Source organism: Phytohabitans sp. LJ34 (assembly GCF_052068095.1).
Lineage (GTDB): Bacteria > Actinomycetota > Actinomycetes > Mycobacteriales > Micromonosporaceae > Phytohabitans.
The window spans coordinates 52,422-73,719 of sequence record NZ_JBQHDG010000023.1; the positions used below are offsets into that span (position 1 = coordinate 52,422).

The 21,298-nt window shown below is 68.3% G+C and carries 18 protein-coding genes; 9 read left to right on the forward strand and 9 right to left on the reverse strand.

Annotated features, from left to right (window positions below):
• Window positions 1–56: 56 nt before the first annotated feature.
• The 4 genes from ACTMTJ_RS34485 to ACTMTJ_RS34500 all read right to left on the reverse strand — a co-directional run bounded on the left by ACTMTJ_RS34485 (window position 57) and on the right by ACTMTJ_RS34500 (window position 9,284).
• A complete protein-coding gene (locus ACTMTJ_RS34485) occupies window positions 57–6,068 on the reverse strand; it encodes an RHS repeat-associated core domain-containing protein (protein ID WP_441222868.1) in 6,012 nt (2,003 codons plus the stop codon).
• Between the two features lie 555 nt (window positions 6,069–6,623).
• Window positions 6,624–6,953: a VOC family protein gene (locus tag ACTMTJ_RS34490; RefSeq protein WP_441222869.1), complete on the reverse strand. Its 330-nt coding sequence runs from the start codon at window positions 6,951–6,953 to the stop codon at window positions 6,624–6,626.
• 538 nt (window positions 6,954–7,491) lie between these two features.
• Window positions 7,492–7,926, reverse strand: coding sequence for a GNAT family N-acetyltransferase (locus tag ACTMTJ_RS34495; protein ID WP_441222870.1), 435 nt, complete (start codon window positions 7,924–7,926; stop codon window positions 7,492–7,494).
• A gap of 56 nt (window positions 7,927–7,982) precedes the next feature.
• Window positions 7,983–9,284 (reverse strand): aspartyl protease family protein, encoded by a 1,302-nt coding sequence (locus ACTMTJ_RS34500; RefSeq protein ID WP_441222871.1) that lies wholly within the window; start codon window positions 9,282–9,284, stop codon window positions 7,983–7,985.
• 143 nt (window positions 9,285–9,427) lie between these two features.
• Between ACTMTJ_RS34500 and ACTMTJ_RS34505 the strand changes: the two genes are divergently transcribed.
• The 3 genes from ACTMTJ_RS34505 (at window position 9,428) to ACTMTJ_RS34515 (ending at window position 11,535) form a co-directional block, all read left to right on the forward strand.
• A complete protein-coding gene (locus ACTMTJ_RS34505; protein WP_441222872.1) occupies window positions 9,428–9,922 on the forward strand; it encodes a hypothetical protein in 495 nt (164 codons plus the stop codon).
• 182 nt (window positions 9,923–10,104) lie between these two features.
• Entirely contained in the window at window positions 10,105–10,482 is a 378-nt protein-coding gene (locus ACTMTJ_RS34510) for an STAS domain-containing protein (RefSeq protein ID WP_441222873.1), read from the forward strand.
• Window positions 10,483–11,304: 822 nt separating this feature from the next.
• On the forward strand, window positions 11,305–11,535 hold the full coding sequence (locus tag ACTMTJ_RS34515) for a hypothetical protein (RefSeq protein WP_441222874.1): 231 nt from the start codon (window positions 11,305–11,307) through the stop codon (window positions 11,533–11,535).
• A gap of 586 nt (window positions 11,536–12,121) precedes the next feature.
• On the opposite strand, the gene ACTMTJ_RS34520 is transcribed toward ACTMTJ_RS34515, so the two are convergent.
• The gene (locus ACTMTJ_RS34520) at window positions 12,122–12,583 is read right to left on the reverse strand and encodes an HAD hydrolase-like protein (RefSeq protein WP_441222875.1); all 462 of its coding nucleotides are present in this window, start codon (window positions 12,581–12,583) and stop codon (window positions 12,122–12,124) included.
• A gap of 10 nt (window positions 12,584–12,593) precedes the next feature.
• Between ACTMTJ_RS34520 and ACTMTJ_RS34525 the strand changes: the two genes are divergently transcribed.
• Entirely contained in the window at window positions 12,594–13,226 is a 633-nt protein-coding gene (locus ACTMTJ_RS34525; RefSeq protein WP_441222876.1) for a hypothetical protein, read from the forward strand.
• A 28-nt stretch (window positions 13,227–13,254) separates the two neighbouring features.
• Here the strand turns inward: ACTMTJ_RS34525 and ACTMTJ_RS34530 are convergent, their stop codons facing one another.
• Window positions 13,255–14,076: a transposase family protein gene (locus tag ACTMTJ_RS34530; protein ID WP_441222989.1), complete on the reverse strand. Its 822-nt coding sequence runs from the start codon at window positions 14,074–14,076 to the stop codon at window positions 13,255–13,257.
• A 224-nt stretch (window positions 14,077–14,300) separates the two neighbouring features.
• Window positions 14,301–15,266, reverse strand: coding sequence for an aminoglycoside phosphotransferase family protein (locus tag ACTMTJ_RS34535; protein ID WP_441222877.1), 966 nt, complete (start codon window positions 15,264–15,266; stop codon window positions 14,301–14,303).
• Between the two features lie 35 nt (window positions 15,267–15,301).
• Here ACTMTJ_RS34535 and ACTMTJ_RS34540 point away from each other — a divergent pair, with 35 nt between their 5' ends.
• Window positions 15,302–15,478, forward strand: coding sequence for a hypothetical protein (locus ACTMTJ_RS34540; protein WP_441222878.1), 177 nt, complete (start codon window positions 15,302–15,304; stop codon window positions 15,476–15,478).
• A gap of 275 nt (window positions 15,479–15,753) precedes the next feature.
• On the opposite strand, the gene ACTMTJ_RS34545 is transcribed toward ACTMTJ_RS34540, so the two are convergent.
• Window positions 15,754–16,089 (reverse strand): hypothetical protein, encoded by a 336-nt coding sequence (locus tag ACTMTJ_RS34545; RefSeq protein WP_441222879.1) that lies wholly within the window; start codon window positions 16,087–16,089, stop codon window positions 15,754–15,756.
• Between the two features lie 206 nt (window positions 16,090–16,295).
• Here ACTMTJ_RS34545 and ACTMTJ_RS34550 point away from each other — a divergent pair, with 206 nt between their 5' ends.
• Entirely contained in the window at window positions 16,296–16,940 is a 645-nt protein-coding gene (locus tag ACTMTJ_RS34550) for a YdcF family protein (RefSeq protein WP_441222990.1), read from the forward strand.
• A gap of 15 nt (window positions 16,941–16,955) precedes the next feature.
• On the opposite strand, the gene ACTMTJ_RS34555 is transcribed toward ACTMTJ_RS34550, so the two are convergent.
• The gene (locus ACTMTJ_RS34555) at window positions 16,956–18,182 is read right to left on the reverse strand and encodes a helix-turn-helix domain-containing protein (RefSeq protein WP_441222880.1); all 1,227 of its coding nucleotides are present in this window, start codon (window positions 18,180–18,182) and stop codon (window positions 16,956–16,958) included.
• 186 nt (window positions 18,183–18,368) lie between these two features.
• Here ACTMTJ_RS34555 and ACTMTJ_RS34560 point away from each other — a divergent pair, with 186 nt between their 5' ends.
• Genes ACTMTJ_RS34560 through ACTMTJ_RS34570 form a run of 3 tightly spaced genes read left to right on the forward strand, consistent with a single transcriptional unit; the run spans window position 18,369 to window position 21,243 of the window.
• On the forward strand, window positions 18,369–19,136 hold the full coding sequence (locus tag ACTMTJ_RS34560; protein WP_441222881.1) for an NUDIX domain-containing protein: 768 nt from the start codon (window positions 18,369–18,371) through the stop codon (window positions 19,134–19,136).
• Window positions 19,133–20,170, forward strand: a complete 1,038-nt coding sequence (locus tag ACTMTJ_RS34565) for an AAA family ATPase (RefSeq protein WP_441222882.1) — start codon at window positions 19,133–19,135, stop codon at window positions 20,168–20,170. Before ACTMTJ_RS34560 ends, ACTMTJ_RS34565 begins: the two co-directional genes overlap by 4 nt.
• Entirely contained in the window at window positions 20,167–21,243 is a 1,077-nt protein-coding gene (locus tag ACTMTJ_RS34570; RefSeq protein WP_441222883.1) for a radical SAM protein, read from the forward strand. Before ACTMTJ_RS34565 ends, ACTMTJ_RS34570 begins: the two co-directional genes overlap by 4 nt.
• The last annotated feature ends 55 nt before the right edge of the window (window positions 21,244–21,298 follow it).

The window sequence follows — 21,298 nt, forward strand, 5'->3', positions numbered from 1 at the left end:
ATTCGGACAGCGGACAACGAGGGGGCGGGCCGGTAGGCCCGCCCCCTCTCACCCGGTCACGGCCACTCGAACGGACTCTCGAACCCGATGTCAGGCAGCTCCGGGAAGGAGATTTCGGTGGGGAGGACTTGGTCGATGAACTGGTCGACGGTGTCGCCGATGATGCCTTCTGCGCAGCCGACCAAATCGCCGTGGCATTGCATCACGAAGCGTTCGAGCCCATAGTCGAGGATCCGGCTGGCCAGCGGAGGCGGGCGGCCGAACGAGTGCGCCCGGGTGTACCCGAAACTGACACCGCCGCCGGACTTACTGGTGGACACCCCGGGCATCCAGACGAAGATGCCGCTGGGCACCAGGCCGTCGCCACTTTGCATCAGGCTCACACACATGGTGCCGGACAGGTGGTTCACGGTGGCGTTCGCGCACGTGCCGTACCCCCTGAGGTCATCGAGCGTGTGCGCGTTCGTGATCAGGGTCGTGGCTTCTCCGCTCGGCCCCGTGCTGCCGATCATGTCGCCCACGTCGAGCAGCACGCCCCACTCGTCCTCGAGGACGACGAGACACCCGTTGGCGTACAGGGCGGACTCCTTCTTGGGGCCTGCGGTCCCGCCGAGACAGACGCCACGCCCGCTGAACTCGTTGTTCATTACGTCGTCGATGGCCTTGTCGATCGCGTCCGCGGTCGCCTCGGACAACGAAGGGCTTTCGGCCTTCTGGCTGATGCTGATGCCCTTCTTCACCTTCTTCGCGACCTTGGCCTTCGCGGCACCCTTGGTGGGCTTCTTCTTTTTCTTCTTGGTGGGTGTGAAGCTGTCGCCGCAGTCCGGGGTGTCGCACGCGTCCAATCCGGACGGGTCGGAGAGCGACACCGGGTTGTTCAGGCCGTACGCGTATGGGTTGAGGGTCTGTGGTGTCTCTGGCCGGAAGACCGGGTCGGCCGAGATGAACCGCCCGATGGCGGGGTCGTAGTAGCGGGCGTTGAGGTAGGCCAGCCTGGTGGAGGTGTCCTCGAACTGGCCGACGAAGCCGCGGTCGGTCCGGGCCGTGCCGGTGGCCGACCGTTCCTTGCCGTAGGGCAGGTACGTGCGTACGCGGCTCGGTGTGGTCGCGCCGGTAGGCACGGCGAGTTGCACCGAACCCTGGTTCTCGGTGGCCAGGTACTCCACGCCGGTCGCGCCGCGCGTGGCGACCAGCGAGTCGCCGAAGGTGTAGGAACGTGTGGCGGTGACGCCGGAGCCGGTCGCGGTTATCTCGTGGCCCTCGATGTAGAGGGTGCGGCCGCCCGCGCTCTGGCGCAGCACCCGCTGGCCGTCGGCGTCGTAGACGAACGACGAGCCGCCGCCGGGGCCGGTGACGCTTGCCAGTTGCCGTTCCGCGGTCCAGCTGAACGTTTCGGCCTGCGCGTTGACGGTGCGGGTGGCTAGCTCGCCGCTGGCGTTCCACGTGTAGAGGGAACTCCCCACGGCGGTCGGGGCGTGCGGGTGGGCGGTGCCGGCGGCCGGGTAGGTGTAGTTCGTCGTCGTGCCGCCCTCGACCCGTGCGGTGAGGTTTCCGTCGACGCCGTACTGGTACCTGTGGTCGTACGGCGCCGCGCCCGTGCCCGGGGCGCCGGTGGCGCAGGTACCCGTCGTGGTGTAGGCGCGCACCAGGCGGCGCAGGTCGTCGTGGCCGTAGCACTCGCGCCACGATTGGCCGTTCAACGTGGTGTCCCGCTGGACGACGTCGCCGGTGGTGTCGTTGTAGGTAAAGCGGATGTCTTGCAGCAGCGTGCTTCCACCGCCTGCGGCCTGGCGCGCGAGTCGCTGGTCGCTGTTGTACTCGAACGTGCGCGAGAACGGGACGGTCCGCGATCCGGAGAGGATCCAGACCGGTCGGGTCCGGTCGTCGTAGGCGGCACCCCAGACGTACTCGGCGTCGCCGGTCAGCGTCTCCGGCAATCCGACCGTGTTGAAGGAGGTGGTGACGGTCTCGGCGGGCAGGCCACCAACGGCCGGGTAGGTGATCCGGGTGCGGTGGTCGGCGGCGTCGTAGCCGTAGCTGAGCGTGTACGAGCCGGACAGCCCGGTGGCTCCGGTCGGTACGACCCAGGTGTGGCCGGTCGGCCGTTCCCGGTCGTCGTAGCCGGCGACGTCCAGCACCCAGGTGCCCGTCGGGTCGAACCGGGTCGACCGGTCCAGCAGGCCGGTCTCGCCCGCCCGGTCGTAGGCCCAGCTGGCCAGCAGCGTCCCGGTGACGGAGTCGCGGCGCTTCTCCACGACACGGTTCAGGGGGTCGTAGATGGTGTGCAGCTGTAAGCCGGTCGGGCTGGTCGTCCGGGTCTGGTTTCCCGCCAGGTCGTAGCCGAACGTCCAGTTGCCGGTGTCCGGATCGGATGTGGCGACGCGGCGCCCGGCCATGTCGTAGGTGTCGGTGATCGTGTTGTTGGCCGGGTCGCGCACCGACACAAGGTGGTCGGCGCTGTCATAGCCGTAGGTGGTGGCGCGCCACGTGGAGCCGTCGAGCTCCTCGACCCGGACCGGCCGGGCGTAGGCGTCGAAGACCGTGCGGGTCACGCCGCCCGCCGGCGGGTGCGGCGTCTTCTTCATGGAGTCGTGGGCATACTCGATCGCGGTCGAGCTGCGGTATGCGCCGCCGACCCGGTTGATCTCCCACACCGGCCGGCGCAGCTCGTCGTAGGCGGTCTGAACGTCGTTGGCCCAGCCGCCGGCCGGCGCGGCGAGGAGGCCGGCGCCGGCGACGCCCGTGACAGCTTGCGGCGCCGAGGCGAAGGCCACCAGGCCTCGGTCGTCGTACGTGGTGGCGCGGACGATGACCTTGCCGGCCTCGGGGGAGAGGCGCTGGGTCTGGCGTTCGCGGAGCTGGCTGTCGTAGACGGCCCACGAGTCGACGTACCGCGGCGACCCGCCCACGCTGTCCTGGAGCGCGCTGGTGCGCACGACCGGCAGGCGCTGCCGGTCCGGGTCGATGTCGTATCCGAAGTGGAACGTCGCCGGCGCGCCGGAGCCCTGCTCGGTCGGCCGGCGCACGTCGACCGTCCGGCCCAGCGAGTCGTACACGTAGGTGGTCCGCCGGCCGCGGGCGTCGGTCTCTGTCGCGGCCGCCTGCATCGGCCTGTTCCAGTCCGTGCGTGCGACGTGTCCTAGATGGTTGGTGACCGTGATGACGGCCGGGTACCGCACGGGTGGGCTGTAGGCGGTGGTCACGTGGTGCCCGTTGGCGTCGGTGACCCGGGTCGGCCGGCCCAGCGCGTCCACTGTGGTCTGAGTGACGGACCAGGTCGTGGCGTCGACCTTGGTGCGCTCGGTGGTGCGGTTGCCCTTGGTGGGCGCCTGCCCGACGGTACCGCCGTCGTAGGCGTACTCGCTGCGCGCGACCTCGGCCCCCGTACAGGTTCCGTTGGCGTAGCGGGTCGTCGACGACGGGTGGTCCAGCAGCCACGCGTCGGCGTTGACGACCGGCTCCATGCGGGTGCAGCGCTCGTCACCGGCGACCGCGGTCCAGCCGTGCTCGATGATGCGGTCCGGCGTGCCCAGCAACCCGTTGACGACGACCTGGATCCGGCGCCGGGCATAGCCGCCGTCGGCCTGGCGCAGCCGCTCCACGGTGTCGTTGGGCACCACGAACCACGCGTCGTCCAGCGGATCGGGGCCGAGCGCGTCGACGGTACGCGCGGTGTGGTGGCCGTGGATGACGGCCGACTCGACAGTGCCGTCCGAGCGCAGGTTGAGCTCCTCCAGGGCCCGACCGGCCAGCCAGTTCTCGTCGGCGACGTTGGTCACCGTACCGTCCATACTGGACACCGTGGCGACGCGAGAGCCGGGCCCGGGGAAGGCGTCGCCGGCCAGCCGGTCGCGATGCATCCCTCGGAAGACGCGTAGCCGCCGGGTCGACGTGCCCTGGGTCAGCTTCACGTCCTGGTATCCGCGCCACTCCGACCAGCTCTGCACGCTGTTGGGCGAGAACTCGTCGCGGTCGTGATGCCAGGCGCCGTTGGGCAGCCCGGCCTGCACCTGGTCGCCGTAGAGATAGTTCGTGGCGACGGTCGGCGACCCGCCGATCGGGTCACGCGCTTCGACCCGGGTCACCACGTACTTGTGGAAGACCGCGAAGCCCGCGGCCGCGCCCTCCGGCGCGTGCCAGTGCGGGAAACAGTTACGGGTGTTCAGATCCCAGTTCGGTGTGCTGGGAATCGGGTCCGGACACGGATGCGGCCGGCCGTAGGTGACCGCGACCTGTCCGCCGAACTCGTTGACGACCGCGCCTACCCGGTAGTGCGGCATCGCCGAGAGTGCGCCGCCCGCGGTGTCCACCCGGTTGGCGAGCAGGACAGGGAAGAAGATGACCGCCGGCAGCGCGATGTCCTCGCCGTACCGGCCGATGCGTTGCACGGAAAGCAGGTAGAGCTTCTCGTCGCCGGAACGGTTGAGGTCCGGGTCGGGGAAGGAGTGCGAGAGCCGGAACCAGTCCACCTCGACCATCGTGCCGCCGTCGTCGACGTGCGCCGTCGCCTCGGTGTAGCGCAGCGCGGTGAAGAACGTCGGTGTGTGCTGGCCGCACACGGCGGTGAAGCACATCAGGTCGACCGGCGTGTCCGGGTAATTCGCGGCCGTCGCGGGCGTAGGCGCCGCGCAACCCTCCAGGGCACGGCAGCGGTAGTCGGTGTCGAAGTGCACCTCGGCCGAGGGCTCCGTCTCCACCCGACGCTTGCCGTACTTGATGACCCGCAGCACACCGGACCGCACGTACTCGACGTGCTCGAAGCCGGGCCAGCCGTTGAGCGCCGAATAATGGTTGATCTCCTTCGTGTACTCGTACTGCTGCACGTTGTCGTTGGGGTCGATGACGAGGTCGAGATTCCACCGCCACGCCTGGGTACACCACGCCACGGGGGTTGCCGTGGCACACGGCTCGCCGGCGTCGTCGCCGAAGACCGGCACCGTCCACACGGAGTTCGTCTCGACGCCGACGTCGGGGTTCTCGCCGAGGCCGAAGAAGTACCGCACGCCGTCGGGTGTGGTGACCACCCAGTGCTCGCCGTCGTTGTCGCCGTTGTCCGCCCCGGTCCGCCACTCCACCCGCCAGCGCGGGTCGCTCCGGAGCCGCCACTGTTTCGGGTTCGAGTTGGGGACGGGGACGAGCTCCGAGGTGCGGCCCTGGAGCGCGATCGTGGCGTTCTCCGAGCGCCAGCAGAGGTCCGCGGTCGCTTGGCCGTCGTCCAGGCAGGAGTTATAGCGCCGCTCGATGAACGAGTTGGCGAAGTCGCTCCAGCCCAGCCCCACCGGGCCGCTCTGTGTGTTACGCCCGGACACCATTCCGTCGACGGCGCCGGAGGAGTAGCCGAGCCCGACCTGCGGCGTCGGCCCAGCCGGCGACTCGGCCAGGGGGAAGTCGTATCGATACGTGAACTCGCCCGACCCGGCCCCGACCTGCCAGTCGCCGGACAACGCCAGCGGAGTGGCCTTGAACGACCCCTCCTCGCCCTCCGCGCCCGCCATCACGGCGAACGTTGCCGGCGCGCCCACCGCGACGCGGGCGGTCAGCCGTTTGGCCTTGCGGTCGTTCGTGGCCGGCACGGTGTCGCCGCCGTCCAGCGCGACAAGTTTGAGGCGGTCGGCGTAACCCGCCCCGAAGCGCTCCGCAAAGTCCGAGTAGTCGATGGATACCTTCGCGTCTCCCGCGTTTCCGCCCTTTGCGGACATCCGGAAAGCGAAGCCGCTCAGGCCCGGCCGCTCGGGCAGCACCTCGACGCGTACCGTCGGCTCCAGCGCGGAACGCGTCGACGCGCTCACCGTGATCGGCCCTACCTGGACCGGCTTCCCGGTGAGGGTCACGTCCTTGGCCACCGGCCGCGGCAGCGCGGTCGCCTTCGCTCCGGGCGCGGGCTCACTGCGGGCCAGCGGCGCGGGCTCCACCGGCCGGAAAGGCGGGGACGTGGGCGCGGGGCCGCGCTTGGCGGCCGTGGACCAGTCAAGCTTCGCGCTCGCGCCGCCGTCCGGCGCGGGCACAACCCGTGCTGAGGCCGGCACCGCCGGCCCTTGCAACAGAACCACCGTCAAGCCAGCGGCCATGAGGGATCTCCACATTCTCCCCATACTGAGGAGAGTCGATCTACTCCCGTTCTACCGCCGATGTAGTCCCGGTCGGATTCGTGTGCCGTGGGCATAGCGGTCAGGCGGGATGGGACGGCTGGGTGCGGCCCACCGCGGGAGATGGACGGCGCCGGCGGACACGCCGGTGGCCCGCGCCCGGACGCGGCCCGCGTTCCGGCGCGCCTGCGCAAGCGCGGCCCGCAGGTGGGTGCGGCAGGTGCCCGGCCAGGACGAGCTTATTGCGGTTAGTTCGTCAGCTATCGATGTCGACCGGCGCCGGACTGTCCAGCATCGCGCGCCTCGTCGCTGTCGGCGCGAGCCCCGGCAAGCGGGCTGAAACGTCTACCAGCCGGGTTCGCGGAGCACGATCCGGCGCAGGTAGTCCTGCTCAACCTGCCGCTGCCGCGGTGTTCATGCAGGTGTAGGCCATGATCTGCTGGAACCGGCGTAGGCGTTGCCAAGCGATCGCGTTGGACGGTCTGCGATGGCGTCTGCTGCACAGGGGACGGGCGTCGCTTGAGCTGCGCCGACTGATCACGGAGGCGGGGAAGCCGGCACGTCGCTATCGCGCAAATGGGACACGGTCGTGTCGAGGTCCTCGACAGCGAGGCAGAAATGGTGCAGACGCTCCGGATCCATGTTCGCAAAGACGTTGTCGGGCCGTGCCTCACGTCGATTAGACGCGCCTGCCAACAGCTCGATCTTGACGTCGCCGCTGATAATGAAGGCGAACGTCGTGCCGTGGGAATCGAACCGCTGGTCAAGGACGAAACCGAGCTTGCTCGCGTACCACTGAATGGTGGCATCAAGGTCCTCAGGCCTCACGGCGATGCCGACATCGTCGTGGGAGAAAGTAACGCTCATGCGGACGAGACTTCTCGGCGGTCGAGCCGGCAACCAGAGACGGACCGACGGCAGGACCGGTGGTACCACCTTCGCCACGGTGGTCAGCGCACCACGTCGATCGCCACGCACGCGGCGCCCCACATCCAGATGAGCCCCGCCGTGCGGTAGCAGATCTCCGCGCGGCCACCGCCTCCCGTGGCACACCGTCGACGTGCCGAGGAACGTGCCGGTGCGAGCCCTGGCCCGCTTCGCCCGTGGCGGTGGTGTAACGCGTGACGGCGGACGGCCGCTCTCATGGTGGCGGGTTTGGCCACCCGCTGTAGGCCGGGGCGGGGGCCCGTCCCCCTAGAGCGGTTGCCATGTCCGCCCCGGCCGCCACTAGATCAGGCGCCACGACGCCACTCTGTTCGCCGGCCGGTCCGTGCCGGCGGACCCGAATGTCACCGAGAGTAGACGGCCGCCGCGGACTCCAGCTGAGACCCGAGGCGAAACCCGGAGATCCCTGCGGCTGAGCCGGTCGATCCGCTCCTCGAGGTCTCTGCGGCGTACCGATCCATCAGATAAACCCTAGGCGTTTGGTCATGGCGAGCTGGGTCTTCACCGCTTCGTAGCCGCGCGAGAGGTAGAAGTCATGCGCTTCTTTCCGTTCCGCTCCGGATCGTAGATAGATTGTCCGGACGCCGCGTTGCGCCGTCCATTTTTCGATCGCGGAAAGGAGAGCCGATCCTACGCCCCGCCCTTGGGCATACGGCGCGACCGCCAGGCCGGCGATCTCGGCCCTCGGTCCGACAATCAGGCTATGGCTGATCAGAACATGGATCCAGCCGGTGCCCTCGGACCCGGACTCCGCCACGTACACGGCGTGGGCCTCGGGAAGCGCCTGCGGACGCGTATGAACCTCTTGGGAGCTGACCTCATATCCCATCGCGGCGACGAGGGTCCGCAAGGTTTCGACGTCGTCCGGTCCTGCCGGGCGGATCCTGAAATTCACGGTGAGCGCTCCAACTGACTTCATCGGGCCGGGCAGCGCCCGTGTACTTGCGGCGGTCAGGTGGCCGCGCCGCGGGCGATGTAGAGGTTCATGTCGGTGAAGTCGAGGGTGATGGTGTAGGGCTTGAAGAAGCTGTGCGGGAAATGGCCCAGCCCGTCGAACCCGAGGGGGTTGGTCGACCCTCGTTTGTTCGCGTAGGAGTAGGCGTCCTTGGCGACGGCGACGCCGAGGCGGATCTCCTTCGGGTAGCAGGGGTAGACGTCGGCTGGGTGGCTGTGGGCAAAGGTCTCGATAGGGCGGTCGTAGTCGATGCGTACCCGCAACTGCTTGGCCGTTTCCTCGGACATGCCCGCGGCGATCTCGCCCTCTCCACCGAAGTTCACGCCCACCACCCGAGGGCCGGAGCCGTCGATACTGCCCCTGCTGTGGAGGCTCGCGCCCTCGCGGCCCAGCCACAGCGGCAAGGGCTCCACGCCGGCCCGGTTGGCGTCGGCGCGTGCCTTCGCGGCAGTTTCGGGGGTCTTGCGTCGCAAGATCAGCCATCGGCCCGCGTAATCGAAGGTGGTCAGAAAATGATGAAAGACCCACGTGCCGATCATGCCGTCGTGGTCATGTTCATCCAACGAGACAGTGTCCGACTCCGACCACTCCACGGGGATGTTGCGCAGTTCGATGCCGCCCAGCTTGAACGACTCCAGCACCCCGAAGTGCATCCACATCTTGCCGTTCATGAACTCGATCTCCTGGCTGTAGACCGAGGTCAGTCCCGCTTCCTTGGCTACCTGCGAGGACAAGCCCAGCCACGGGGAACCGGTGTAGAACGTGAAGCGCTTCGTCGGTCCGCCGTTGACCGAGGCCTCAACCAGCGGAGACGGGTCCATCCTGAGCCACTTCAGCCGCGTGAGGTCGCCGTGGATCTCATACGCCTCGCCTTGGACCGCCGCGAACCAGGCGGCGTAGGCTTCGTCGCCGGCTGCTCGCCAGCATGGTACGGAGAGGTCAAATTTGTCTTGCCGGGTGTAGCAGTCGGCCAGGAACTGGTTGGTTTGCCTGTCGGCGGGCGCCAGTTCGAGGGCCATCATGAGATACCTCTCGGCCTCGGCGAACCGGTTGACCAGTAGCGCCACAAGGCCGCGCCGCCGGGCCGCGTGCAGGTTCGTGGGGTCTTTTCTCAAGATCTGCTCGTAGGCGCGGCCGGCCTGCTCGAACTTCCCTGCCTTGAACAGTGCGTCCGCGTCGGTCGTGTCGGCTAGCGCTGCGGCCGCCCCGCCCACCAGCGGTGCGGCTACAGCGGCGCCGGTCAGCACCGCGGCTCCCCGCAACAGCGAACGCCTGTCCCATCCTCCGTCATCAGCCACGCCTCCACTGAAGACGGAAGACTGTTGCCACGACGTATGCGATTTCTGATACGCCATCGATACACGAAAAGTCCCCAGCATCAAGGAGGCCTGGGTGGAGCGGCGTCGACTACCGCAGTCCCCGGCCGAGTGGATCACGCCGCGTGAGGCAGAGTGCTGGAGGTGACCGGGTTGCTGGGCCTGTTCACCGCCCCGACGATCGTGCCGGCGCCAAGGGGAGCCGGGCAACCTGGCAGGTCCGCCGCGGCAAGATCTGCCAGACGCGGCTCAACGGCCAGCCAGTCCGCACCATCGCCGACCTGCGTGCCGAGTACGGCCAGAACGTCCTCGACGACGCGGCCCGCGATCACGTCTTGGACCAGGTGTTGACCGTCTACGAGCAGCAGTTGGTCGACCTCATGAGGCGGCCCGACCGTAGGCTCGACCTGCTGGCGGTGACCACGTTCGCCAACCTCTACGTGGACTCGCTCAGCGAACCCAGTCGGCGTCCGGCCGGCGAGCCGCCGTACGGCGGCTACTCGCACCCGATGCTGGTCATCGCCGCGATGTGCCGCCTCGCCGAGCGGCTACCCGCGATCACCCGCCCCGGCCGGAAGCCTCAGCCCACCCCCGCTGATCCGATCCGTTCGAGGTTCTGACGCGGGCCCGGACGGCGAGGGCTACCCGTGGCCGATGACCGCTGCTCATTCAGGCGGCGAAGGCGGCGGAGCACGCCGGGTGGCCCCGGGCGCGTTGCGATGCAGGGACGCCTGTCGCCTGCGGCCGGTGGCGGTGGCGTTTCCGGCCGCCCGACACCAGCCGGGCTGGATATCCTGAACTCGTGGCGCCAACCTTGAGCTGCGACGTGCGGCGGCAGGCCGACGCGGTGGTCATCGTCGCTCGCGGTGAGCTCGACATGAACACCAGCGCCACGCTCGAGAGTGCCGCCAACCAGGCGTTGAGGCCGGTACCCATCCGGCTTGTCCTCGACTGCAGCCAGCTGACCTTCTGCGATTCGATGGGCATGTCGCTGCTGGTCAGGCTGTCGTTCCACGTCGAGGAGGTGGGTAGCCGGTTGGTGATCGACCGGCCATCCCTTCAGTTGCGTCGGCTGCTCACCCTGACCGGATTGGACACCGTGCTAGACCTCCAACCCGACCACGACACAGCGGCACACCAGGCCTCTCCGACTGATCGCTGCCCCACAGCGTCGGGCTAGCTCATGCGATCCGCGTGTCCAGCGTGGACGGGCGAAAACAAGGGCGTCCTTGAGGAGCATGCGCTGAGTGTGGGTGACGCTGAGCGGGTCGCCGGCGCAGATCTGGATGAGCCGGTCGCCGCGGGACCACCGGTCTTCGAGCCGGTCGATCGGGACGCGGGCAACGGTGCGATCGCCCGTGGGATCTGCGCGCCGGCCGTCTGATGGGCCTCGGCGCGGACCGGCTGGCTGGTTGATGCGTCGGACCTGCCGGCCTGTCCCTTTGTCGGGTCTGGCTGTCGTTATCGATCGTTAGGGGAAGGAATGGGTTGTGGCGGGCATGATCGGCGAACCAGCGCGGGGGCGTGTGGTGGGCGCGGTACGGCGGTGGTGTTGCAGTGGGTGTTTCGGCCGGAGCTAACCGGGCCGGATGCGTCCCAGTACGCCACGCACGCGGGCAAGACCGTGCGGTCGGTAGGCCGGACACCGGCGGCAGACGGGCGGGTCGACGTGGTCCTCGCGGCCGGCGAGACCGTCCGGGCCTTTCGCCGAGAACTGCGACCCGGCTGACGGGCAGGTCGGACGGACCAGCCAGTTCCCCGCGCGGCGACCAGCTGTGTGTCCGACCGCAAGCCAGCGTCAGGGCCGATGTCCTAGCCAAGGCTGCCGTCGAAGCCGGAGGGCTCCCAGTAGGAGCCGCAACAGCGGCTCCCCGATCGTCGCCTGCGGAACGCGTGGTACTCCGACGATCAAGGAAGCATTCCGCCAGATCCACAGCGTTCAACCCGTCGTCAAGGGTCCGCATGGGTGCGGCCGGCTTGGCGTGTTGGCCATGATGGACAGGTGGGCGCGATCGAGGTCTGGCTGAACGGTGGGCCGGCAGACGGCCGTGTCCTGCTGGTCGAGACGGACGCTGTCGACGGACTGCCGGCCACCGTGGTCCTTCCCCAGACCGGTGTCTTCGTCAACGCCGACGACGAGCCTGCCCCACGAATCGACCACGTTTACGTGTATACCGGCGAGATCGACGGCCGGCACGCGTACCGGTACGGCCTGCGGCGCGAGAACCCCTAACGGGTCCGTGGACGGCCAGCCAATCATCGTCAAGCTGCACCGTCCGCAGGGCCAGCATCCCGTATTGATCGAGCAGGCGAAGGTAGGCGTATGGATTTCGGTCGGCTCGCCTCCACAGCCGGCGGATGAGGCTGCGTCGCTCCTGACCGCCCGCCGCGGCCGGCTCGGCTGCGGAGGCGAGGGCGTCCTGGATGGACAAAATGTCGGCCAGAAACGGCATGGCGGCGTCGATGCCGGCCTCGACGGCGGCGAGCGGCAGGCACGTCGTGTCGCGTCGCATCGTCGCTGTGATCGCGAGACCGGCGCTTGTTACTGCGGTCTGGCGAAGATCGTCCACGAGGGCAATGTGTTTGGGCATGGGCTTGACGCTGTCGCAGGTACGTCCTTGGCCCAAACCCCCCAAGCCGTTGGTATCAATGAACTTTCCCCTTGGCCCGGGGCGACCGATGAGCGGACGCGACCGCCTCTGCCCAAGCGCGGCCGGCCTGCCGACCGGACGCGCCGGGCGTATGGGCCGTGGCCGTGGAGAGGTCGCCGAACTTCGATCGGGTAGGCGGGCACGTCGGGACCGGCGACGCGGTCCTGCCTAGGCGTTGACCTGCTTGCCGACGCAGTTGGCGTGCTGGCCGCCCTGGGTCTGCGGTCCAGTACGTCGCGCGCTTTCGATGATGTGAAGTGCGGCGTCCAGCACATCATTCACAACCGCGTCTCGGGGTGTGTGATCGCGCTCAGCGGCGCTGCCGTGCCCTGTTCGTACGAGCAGACCTCGTATGCCGAGGCGGTGTGTTGCGCTGAGGTCGTTGCTGGTGTCGCCAACAATCCAGACGTCGTTTGGCGTCGCATCGAGGTCCTCGCGGACGAACTGGGCCCACCGTTGCGGCTCCAGGTAGCGCTTGACCGCGAAGCAGAGGTTGATTCCCAGGACGCTGAGCCGTTCCGCGTAACAGCAGGTTACGTTCGGTAGTTGTCCCTGGTTGGCGTTGCCGGCACGCCGAACCTGTTGTGTGTCAGGTCGTGCGGGGTCGCAGGGTCCGCCGACCGCTGGCACTATGAGCGGCGTGAGCTCGTGGCGGAAGTCGCCGTGGTGGGCCGCGGGGGGCGCGGTGGTGCCGGCCGGCCTGATGCTGTACGGCGTGAGCGTGCCCGGAGGCTACCAAGGCTTTCTGGTCGCGGCGATGTGTGGCTGGGTGGTCGTGTGGCTGGCCTGGGCGGTGTTCGGGTGGGCGTGGTGGTCGGTCGACTCGCCCGAAGCGCGCTGGCGGCTGTGGCCGCTCGCGGTGGTTCCGGTGGTGTTCGTGGCAAGCTGGTGGGTGGCCTCCGGCGATCTCGTCGGCAGGGCCGTGTTCGCGCACTACCGGACAGATCTGGAGCAGTTCGCCGACCACCGCGGGGCCACGCACGACGGCATCGGTGTCGGGCCCTACTCGTTCGACTTTCTCGACCGGGGGCAGGGCTGCGTGCTGTACGGGCTGCACGAGCCCGGGATGGCGCGGGCGTCTGGCTTCGCCTGGTGCCCGGGGACGGCGCCGCCGGAGACGTACTGGGGCGAGGGTGAGGTCTTCGAGAAGCTCGACGGCGACTGGTATGTGTTCCTGATCCGGCACGGTCGGTTCGAAGACCGCGGGACCGGCGCCGACCCGTGGGGGCTGCAGATCACCGAACTGAGGGTGCGGGGCACCCCGCACGTGTGACCCGCAGGCGGTTGACTATTGAAGGTTGTCACGTTGTGCGGGCGTGCTCGATGTGGAGGATGACGAGTGCCGCGGCGACGATCTTCCCGATCCGCCAGGGGTCCAGGCTGACGTTGCGTAGCGCCTTGAACGTCGTCTTGAGCAGGGAGTTGCCGCGTTCACCGATCGCGCGGACGCTGTTGTGGGCCTTGTTCAGTTGCTGCTGCACCAGCGTGAGGCGGCCACCTTTGGGTCTTTTGAACGCCACGGTGATCGTGTCGGACTCGTCCCCGTAGCCGAGGTCGCCGAGGATGCGCAGGTCATCGCCGGCGTCGGCCAGGTTCGGCAGGATCTCGGTGTGGGCACGCAGGGCTGTGGTGTCGTGTTCGCGGCCGGGCCGTACGTCGGAGGTCCAGATCGGCCAGCCGTCCGGGACGGTGATCACTTGGATGTTGCCGCCGTGGTTGTTGTGCTTGCCGGACCACCATAGGTCCACGCCCGGCGTGGGACCGGGGGTATGGCAGCGGTCGGTCTCGATCAGCATCCCATCGACGTTCACATGGCTGTATCCGGCGGCCTTCGCGGCCAGCAGGGCGCCGTGGAGGCTGGGTGCGCTGGCGGCGAGCACGTCGATGCCTTCGTGTAGGTAGTCGTAGCCGGTTGATTTGCTGATGGCGTTGTCGCGGGCCAACTGCCGCATCCGGGTGCCGTCCAGGAACCAGCGAAGGATCAGTATCGCCTGGTCGCGCTCGGACAACGAGCGGGTGTCGGCGCGGGTACCGCGCCGCAGGCGTTCGCCAGCCAGCAGATCGGCCAGGACGTTCACAGTCGCCTCGCGTGCTGGTAGCACCGCGGTGTATGTGACACTCATCGTCGACGCAGGACCCTTATGAAGTTGATCTGTGGAAGGACCACCTTCATACCGGGGTTCTGCGTCTTTTCGTTGCACCACAACGGATCCGGCGTGTCACCACCCGGGCCTACAGTCGGTTACGCAACGCAACCCACCGTTACGCGGAATGGCTCGCTGTCGGACATGTCTCATCCCTTCCCAAGGGCTGTGCGGGCTCCCACCACTCAGTGGTGGTGTGGTGGTCATGCCGGCAGGGCGCGCAGGGCGTGGACCCGCTCGCGTTGCCGGGCGAAGTCGTCGGGACGGTCCTTGCGGTGTTTCCACAGCACGGCCAGCCACCGCATCGCGCAGGTGCGCCGCGCGGCCAAGAACCGCCGCCAGTCTCGGCCGGTGAGGTCGAGGTCGGCGACCAGCGCCTCCCATACCGCGTCGTCGATCGGCCGGGCGCTGATGTGCTCGATCAGGTCGGCGGCGTCGAACACGCGGTCGGCGTACCCGCTGAACTCGAAGTCGACCACGCCGATCCGGCGTCCGTCCCAGAGCCAGTTCAGCAGGTTGGAGTCGCCCCGGCTCAGGACCCGCGGTGCCCATTCGCAGACCAGGTCGGCGTCGTCAGTGCCACGCCACCACCGCAGCAGGTCCCGCATCTCCCGGGTCAGATCGTCCTGCGCGTGGCGCAGGAGCTGTTCCGGCCAGACGCGGGTGATGCGGTTAACGTAGTGCGCGGCGGAGTCGATCCGCCCAAGCTGCCGGAACACCGACAACGGCACCTGGTGGATCTGGCGCATCAGGTCGGGCAGCGCGGCCAGCGCGGGCACCGGGTCGACCAGATCCGCGACCGGCATGCCGGGCAGCATGGTCATCCCCATGATCGGCAAGTGTGGGTGGTCGGCGCACCACAGCGGCCGGGGAACCCGCTTTACGCCGTGACCGGCCAGCAGGGTCAACGCGTTCCACTCACGCTCCAAACGCCGCCGATCATCGACCTTGTAGATCTTGACGCAGCGCGGTGGCCCAATGGAGTTCGGCTGTCGGTATACGTAGTTGTTGCGGGCGCCGTCCATCGGTTCTAAGCCGAGATCCCGTGCAGCGCTCGCCACTGCGGCGGGGCCGAGCTGGTGAGCACCGCGGATGCGGGTCACCAGATCGTGGGCCTCGGCTGCAACGTCCTGCCCGTCATCGGCGACCAGCAACTGAGTGGACGTCATCGCATCCTCCGGGAGATCTCAAGGTAAAGCAGCTCGTGCACGCCGTCGCGATCCAGGTCACCGACGTCGACGGTCAGCATGCTCGGGTCGTCACCGGCCAGCCGGCGGTAGGCATCGTCCACATGAGCCAGATACGACTGCAGCTCGCCGCTGTACCGGGCGCCGTCGCGGCCTCGCGCGCGATCGATGGCCACGGCGACGGGCAGACGTAGCCAAACCGCGGTGTCGGCTCGCCGTCCGGCCAAGGCATCCTTATTTACCAGGGTCTTAGACGTCGGCTTGCAAGGTCGGCGAGTACTGGATTGGCAGCGATTCTCTCCGCGGCGAGATCCCGCCATACCAGGCCATCCGGGCGCCGGGACGGCGGGCACTCAATGAGCTGGTCAGGCGCAACAACCAAGTCGACAATGAAGTCGTGGCGAGCAACGGGTAGCGCCGGCTAAATATCCGTGTGCTGGTTCATGGCGGGCTTGCCCGATCCTTGGTCTTACGCGTTGGCGGCGCGGATGGCTTTCCGGAGGGCAACCTCAACCTCTGCGGGGAGGTCCTCCTCGGCCGACCAGTATCCCTGTGCCTGCGCCCAGCGGCGCATCGCCTGTACGCGGTCGATCTCGTCTTGCGGGTCCCGCCCGTCCTGCGCGGCAGCGAGCGCTTGTCTGGCTGCAAGCTTCCAAGCTGCGATCGCGTCATCGCGGGTGCTGATGCCGTGCCGTCGCCAGTCGTCAAGGCGCTGTTGGGCGTCGGTGAGGGTGGCAGTCGCCGCCGCGAGGGCATCGGCGAAGTGCCGGTCGAGTTCGTCGCGAGCGATGTCGGCATCGTCCATGTCTGGCAGGCTACTCGACCGGCCGCGGTCCGGCGCGAAGACCGGTTCGGAGCGGCACTGGACGACGTCTGGGCAGAACCAGGTCTACCGGCCGGTGAGGGGGCAGGCAGCGGGCACGCTACCGTGACCGTCGTGGCTGCCCGGCCCGGATGCGCCGACCAACCGCCCCTGCTGCCGAGCAAGAGAGATCGACGTTGACCGAGACGATGATCCGAGAAGACCTCCGCGTGGATGTGGAGACGCTGTGGGACTACCACGACATGCACCATGAGCTGCGCCCGTGTGATGTCGGGATCGGCCTGGGTAGCCACGATCTCGGCGTCGCGGTGGTCGCTGTAGATCTGTTCCACCAAGCGATGTTTCCGCGCATCGTCTTCACCGGCGCCAACGCGCCCACCACCATCGACCGATTCCCGCGCGGGGAGGCGGTCCATTACCGGGAGTACGCCATTGAGAACGGTGTACCGCCAGAGTCCGTACTGATCGAGACCCGCGCCACCAACACCGCAGAGAACATCCGGTTCGCACGCGAGGTCCTCGCTGAACACAAAATCAAGACGCGTTCGGTGATCATCATGTCGCGGCCCTACCAGCAGCGACGCGCGTTCGCCACCTGCAAGAAGCTGTGGCCAGAATTGGATGTCCTGTGCGCTTCCCGACCCCTCTCACTGGACGACTATGTGGTCAGCATCGGTGACGTGAACCGGGTGATCAACATGCTCGTCGGCGACACGCAGCGCATCGAGGTGTACGCCGAACGTGGATTTGCCATTGCGCAGCACATGCCGGACGAGGTCCGAGCGGCCTACCGTCGATTGGTGAACGCGGGGTTCACAAGTCGACTGGTGTAGAGCGGCTCCTGGTGGTCACCATGTCGGAGTGGCGGACCTGACTCCCATTCGGGTGCTGAGGTCGATCGCTGTCCTCGGCGTGCGGGGTCGGGACAGGATCTCGCGCACGATTATCCGCGACAGCCGATGGTAACGCACCTGGTCAGGGCCGATCTGCTCGGCGCTGAGAAGTATGTCCAAGGCGTCATCGACACGGTTCCAGCGTGCGAACGCCCGCGCTACCTCGATCGAATGCCGGACCCGGCGCTCGACGGGAAGTGCCCGGGTGTCAACGGTGGGGCCGATCTCGATCGCCCGCGCAACGTCGCCGAACTCCATCGCCACGGACACCTGATGGATGGTGACGTTCGTGGGGCCGAACGCGGTCCACAGGTGGTTGGCGTCCCCGCCGAGGCGAGCGGCTGAGTCGCTGGCCTCGCCCAGGTGCGTGTCCGATGTTGGGCGGTCATCCTGGTGCGCTGCGGCCATCGCGCACACCAGGTGGAGGCTGCCGTAGACGGACAGCAGTTCCGGGCTCGGGCGAGACAGGCGTGGCTGAAGGTACTGCGCGGCGGCCGAGGCAAGTCCCCGCCCCTGGCCGTACTCCCCGATGGAGACCAGGGCATGCGCTGCTGCCCGGCTCAGCGAACCGATCACGACATGGTCGTTGCTGGCGTTGGCCGCCGCCAGCCCTCGACTTGCGGCGATCCACGCGAGGTCGGCCTCGCCGAGTTTGGTCAGGAACAGGGTGGCGACCTGGTGAACGTAGGCGGTGAGCGCTTGCGCTCTCTGCCCGTCGTTGCCGTCGAAGGCGCGGGTCGCGGTGAGGCTGTCGTGGATGAGGTAGGGCAACCGCCGCGCGAGTGTGGCGTACTGCGACCGCTGATAGCGATCCCAAATATCGGCGATGTCGCGCTCCAGGTCAGCGAGGGAAGGCGGGTCATCGTCTTGGAATGACGCGATGGCCGGGGTGAGGTGCCGATAGTCCCGCAACGCCGCCCGCAGCGCCGGGATCGTCTGCCGCCCCGAGCCTTCCGACCAGTCGAACAGGCTCGGCTCGCCGATCAGGTCGGCAAGCGCGACGTCCAGCGCGGAGGCGATGCCCCGTATGACTGACAGCCGGTCCAACTCGGCGCGGTTGTTTTCCACCTTGCGTAGCCACTCTGCGGTCTTTCCCACCAACCCGGCAAGCACGTCTTGGGAGATGCCACGGCGGCGGCGGTAAAACGCCACGCGTTGGCCGATGGTCATGTCATCGGTCATGCCTCGCACACGATCATCCTGCCTGCCGACGCGGCTGCGACCTGGTACGAAAATTACCGGTTGGTCGCCCACGGTGAACCTACCTTCAGTCTTCGATACGTCACGCGCGGTTGTCCATCCCGGATCGACTGACAACCAGCCCCATTGACAGCAACGAAGCAGATGAGGGAAAGGCAGGGCAGGGCGATGGATTCTCGCCTGCCGAGCGGCGAGCTTGCCGACAGGCCCGCGGACGCCTTCCGGGTCGCCGTGGTCATGCTCGTCGACCCGCAGGGGCGGATCCTGCTCCAGCTGCGCGACGGCAATACCCGCATCGACCCACACCGCTGGTGCCTTCCCGGTGGGGCCGTCGAGCCCGGCGAGGACGCCCGCACCGCTGCACTCCGCGAACTGTTCGAGGAGACCGGCCTCACGCCGGACACCGACCTGATACTGGCGTGGCAGGGGCGCGTGCCTTCCCAGAGGTTCCCCGGCGCGGTCGCGGACTGCCACGTCTTTCTCGGCCGGATCGGTGCCGGTCAGCAGGACGTCCAGTGCGATGAGGGCGACGCGATGGTGTTCACCCCCGTCAACCGGCTGCCCGCACTGGAGGTCGGGCCCGTCCATCGTCAGATCCTCTCGACCGTCCTCGCTTCGCCGCTGTTCCCAGCCCAACGGCGGCCCGACCAGCCAGGAACTGACAGCGACGCCTACCACAAGACCGATGGCGGACTGGGCACGAGCGGCCGCGAGGCGAGGGCGTGCTTCATGTCAGCCCGCGGCGCACAGGTAGATCCGCGTCCTGATGCCTCCCCGGTTGTACGTGACATGGGCTCCGTGCTGCCGGGTGATCCGGCGGGCGCGTCGCGAGATGGGTGGGGTCGGCTCCCGCTCGGCCCGGCTCGCGCCGCGCCCGCTTCGGCTCGTCATACCTCGGGTGAGAGCGACTACCGCTTCGGAGGAGGGGACGAATGACCACCAAGACGATCTATGCCGGTGAGCCTGACCAGATGGCCATCGCGCAAGAGGTGCTGGACGAGCACGTCACCTCCAGCGCGACTGGGCTGTGCCTCAAATACGGCGTGCGCGGCCCGTGCTACCGGCGGGAGACGGCCACCGTGGTCTTCTCCCGATTCCTGCGACTACCTCGACTCACGCCCGGCCTGACCTGGCCGCAACTGGTCGGCGCCCGCCGTGTCAACGTGTGTCGTCCCGTCGACGGACCACCCCACATGAGCCGCCCAATAACGATCGCGGACTCCCGCTCGGCGCCGCGGACCGCACGGGAACCGCGGTCCGGCCCGGTGATGGGACAGGCGCCGACGACGGTGCTCGTCGCGGTGATCGGTCCGCCCGGGGTGGGGAAGTCGACGGTGGTCGCGGCGCTGGCCAGCGCGGAAGGTATGCCGGTGTTCCGGCTTCGCGAGACGATCCGCGCCCGGCCGGAGCTGCTTGCGGGGCTGGGACCGAGCACGGACCCGCTGGGCTGGGTGAGCCTGGAGGCGGTGCGCTGGGTGCTTGATGCCACGTTCGTGCGGGGCCGGTTCACGTTCGGTGCTGCGACGGTGCTGCTGGACAACTTCCCGGGCACCGCCGGCCAATTGGACCTGCTGGCCCAGACCGCCCAAGCCGCTGCTGCGCGGGTGGCGCTGTTGGAGCTTCGCGCCGACATGGCCACGATCGTCGGGCGAGTCGAGCAGCGTCGGGTGTGCCTGGTGTGTGGGCCGGACCCGCATGCTCCGGCCGTCGCGGCTGCCGACGACGCGCGGCGGTGCGGCTCGTGCCGCATGGTTCTGGCCCGCCGCGACACCGACGTACCCCGGCTGCACGGGCTTCGGCTGGCCCGATACGCCGCTAACCAGCCGGAGATCGCCGAGCTTGCCGCCGAGTGCGGCATCGCGCACCTGAGCGTCAATGCCGACGCCACCATGTCCGAGGTCTGCCAGGCGGCCCACCATGCCGTGCATCGGCTGACCGCACTCGCCAAGCACGAAGGGAGCCGATCGTGAGTACCACCGCGCTACCGATGCCGACGCTGCGCCGTGATCGAGCGGCGTTTAGCGACGCGTACGGCAATGCCCGCCTGCCCGCCTCCGCCCACGACACCGCACCCCGGCGGGTGGACAAGATCCCGTACGGGCGGTTCCGCAATGTCTACCTGTACATCACCGAGGCGTGCCAGCTGCGCTGTGAGCACTGCTACATGGGCGAGCGGCTGGAACGGGCGTTGAAGATGCCCTACGAGGCGGTCATGAACACGCTGACGACGTGGCGGCAGATGGGCGGGTCGAAGCTGACCATCCTCGGCGGGGAACCGACGCTGCATCCCGACTACATCCCGATCATCCGTGGCGCCAAGGCGCTCGGCTACGAGCACGTGATCACCACCAGCAATGGGCTCGGTCCGGCGGCGAAGAAGTTCGCCCAGATGGAGCCGGAGGACTTCTCCTACGTGCAGATCAGCCTCGACGGTGGCTGCGCAGCCAGCCACGACCAGGTCCGCGGCGAGGGCACCTTCGACCAAGCCCTCAGCACCGTCGCCGGGTTGTGCGAGCGCGGCTTCGACACCCGGATCATCTGTACCGTCAACCGGGCCAACCTCGGCGACTGCCTGAACCTGTTGGACTTCGCCGACGAACTGGGCGTGTCGCTGGTCAAGTTCCACGTGTTCTCCGTCATCGGCTCCGGGCACGGCGCGGCAGAGTGGGGCATCGGGCCTGCCGAGTGGATCGCGTTCTACGAGCGCCTGGAACAGGTCGGGCCGGGCCACAAGACCCGCATCTGGTACCAGCCGACCTACGCCCGCCGGGAGCGGATGGCCGGCTACGCCGCAGACGGATATCGGGGCTGTATCGGCCGGACCCTGGACCGGATCTCGATCTTCCCGGACGGCCGGGCGTACGTGTGCTCGTTCCTGTTCGACACCGACCTGCACTTCGCGAACAGGTCGACGGCCAGGTGGTCCTCAACAAGCAAGCCAACGAGTTCGACCTGTTCACCCAGACTCTGCGGCACCCGAGCTGCGGCTCATGCAAGGTCTCTGATGCGTGCATGGGCGGCTGCCCGGCCGAGGAGCTGGTGATGGGGCAGGCGTCCTGCGCCGCCGAGCCGGACATCGTGCCGGTGTGCCGGCTATG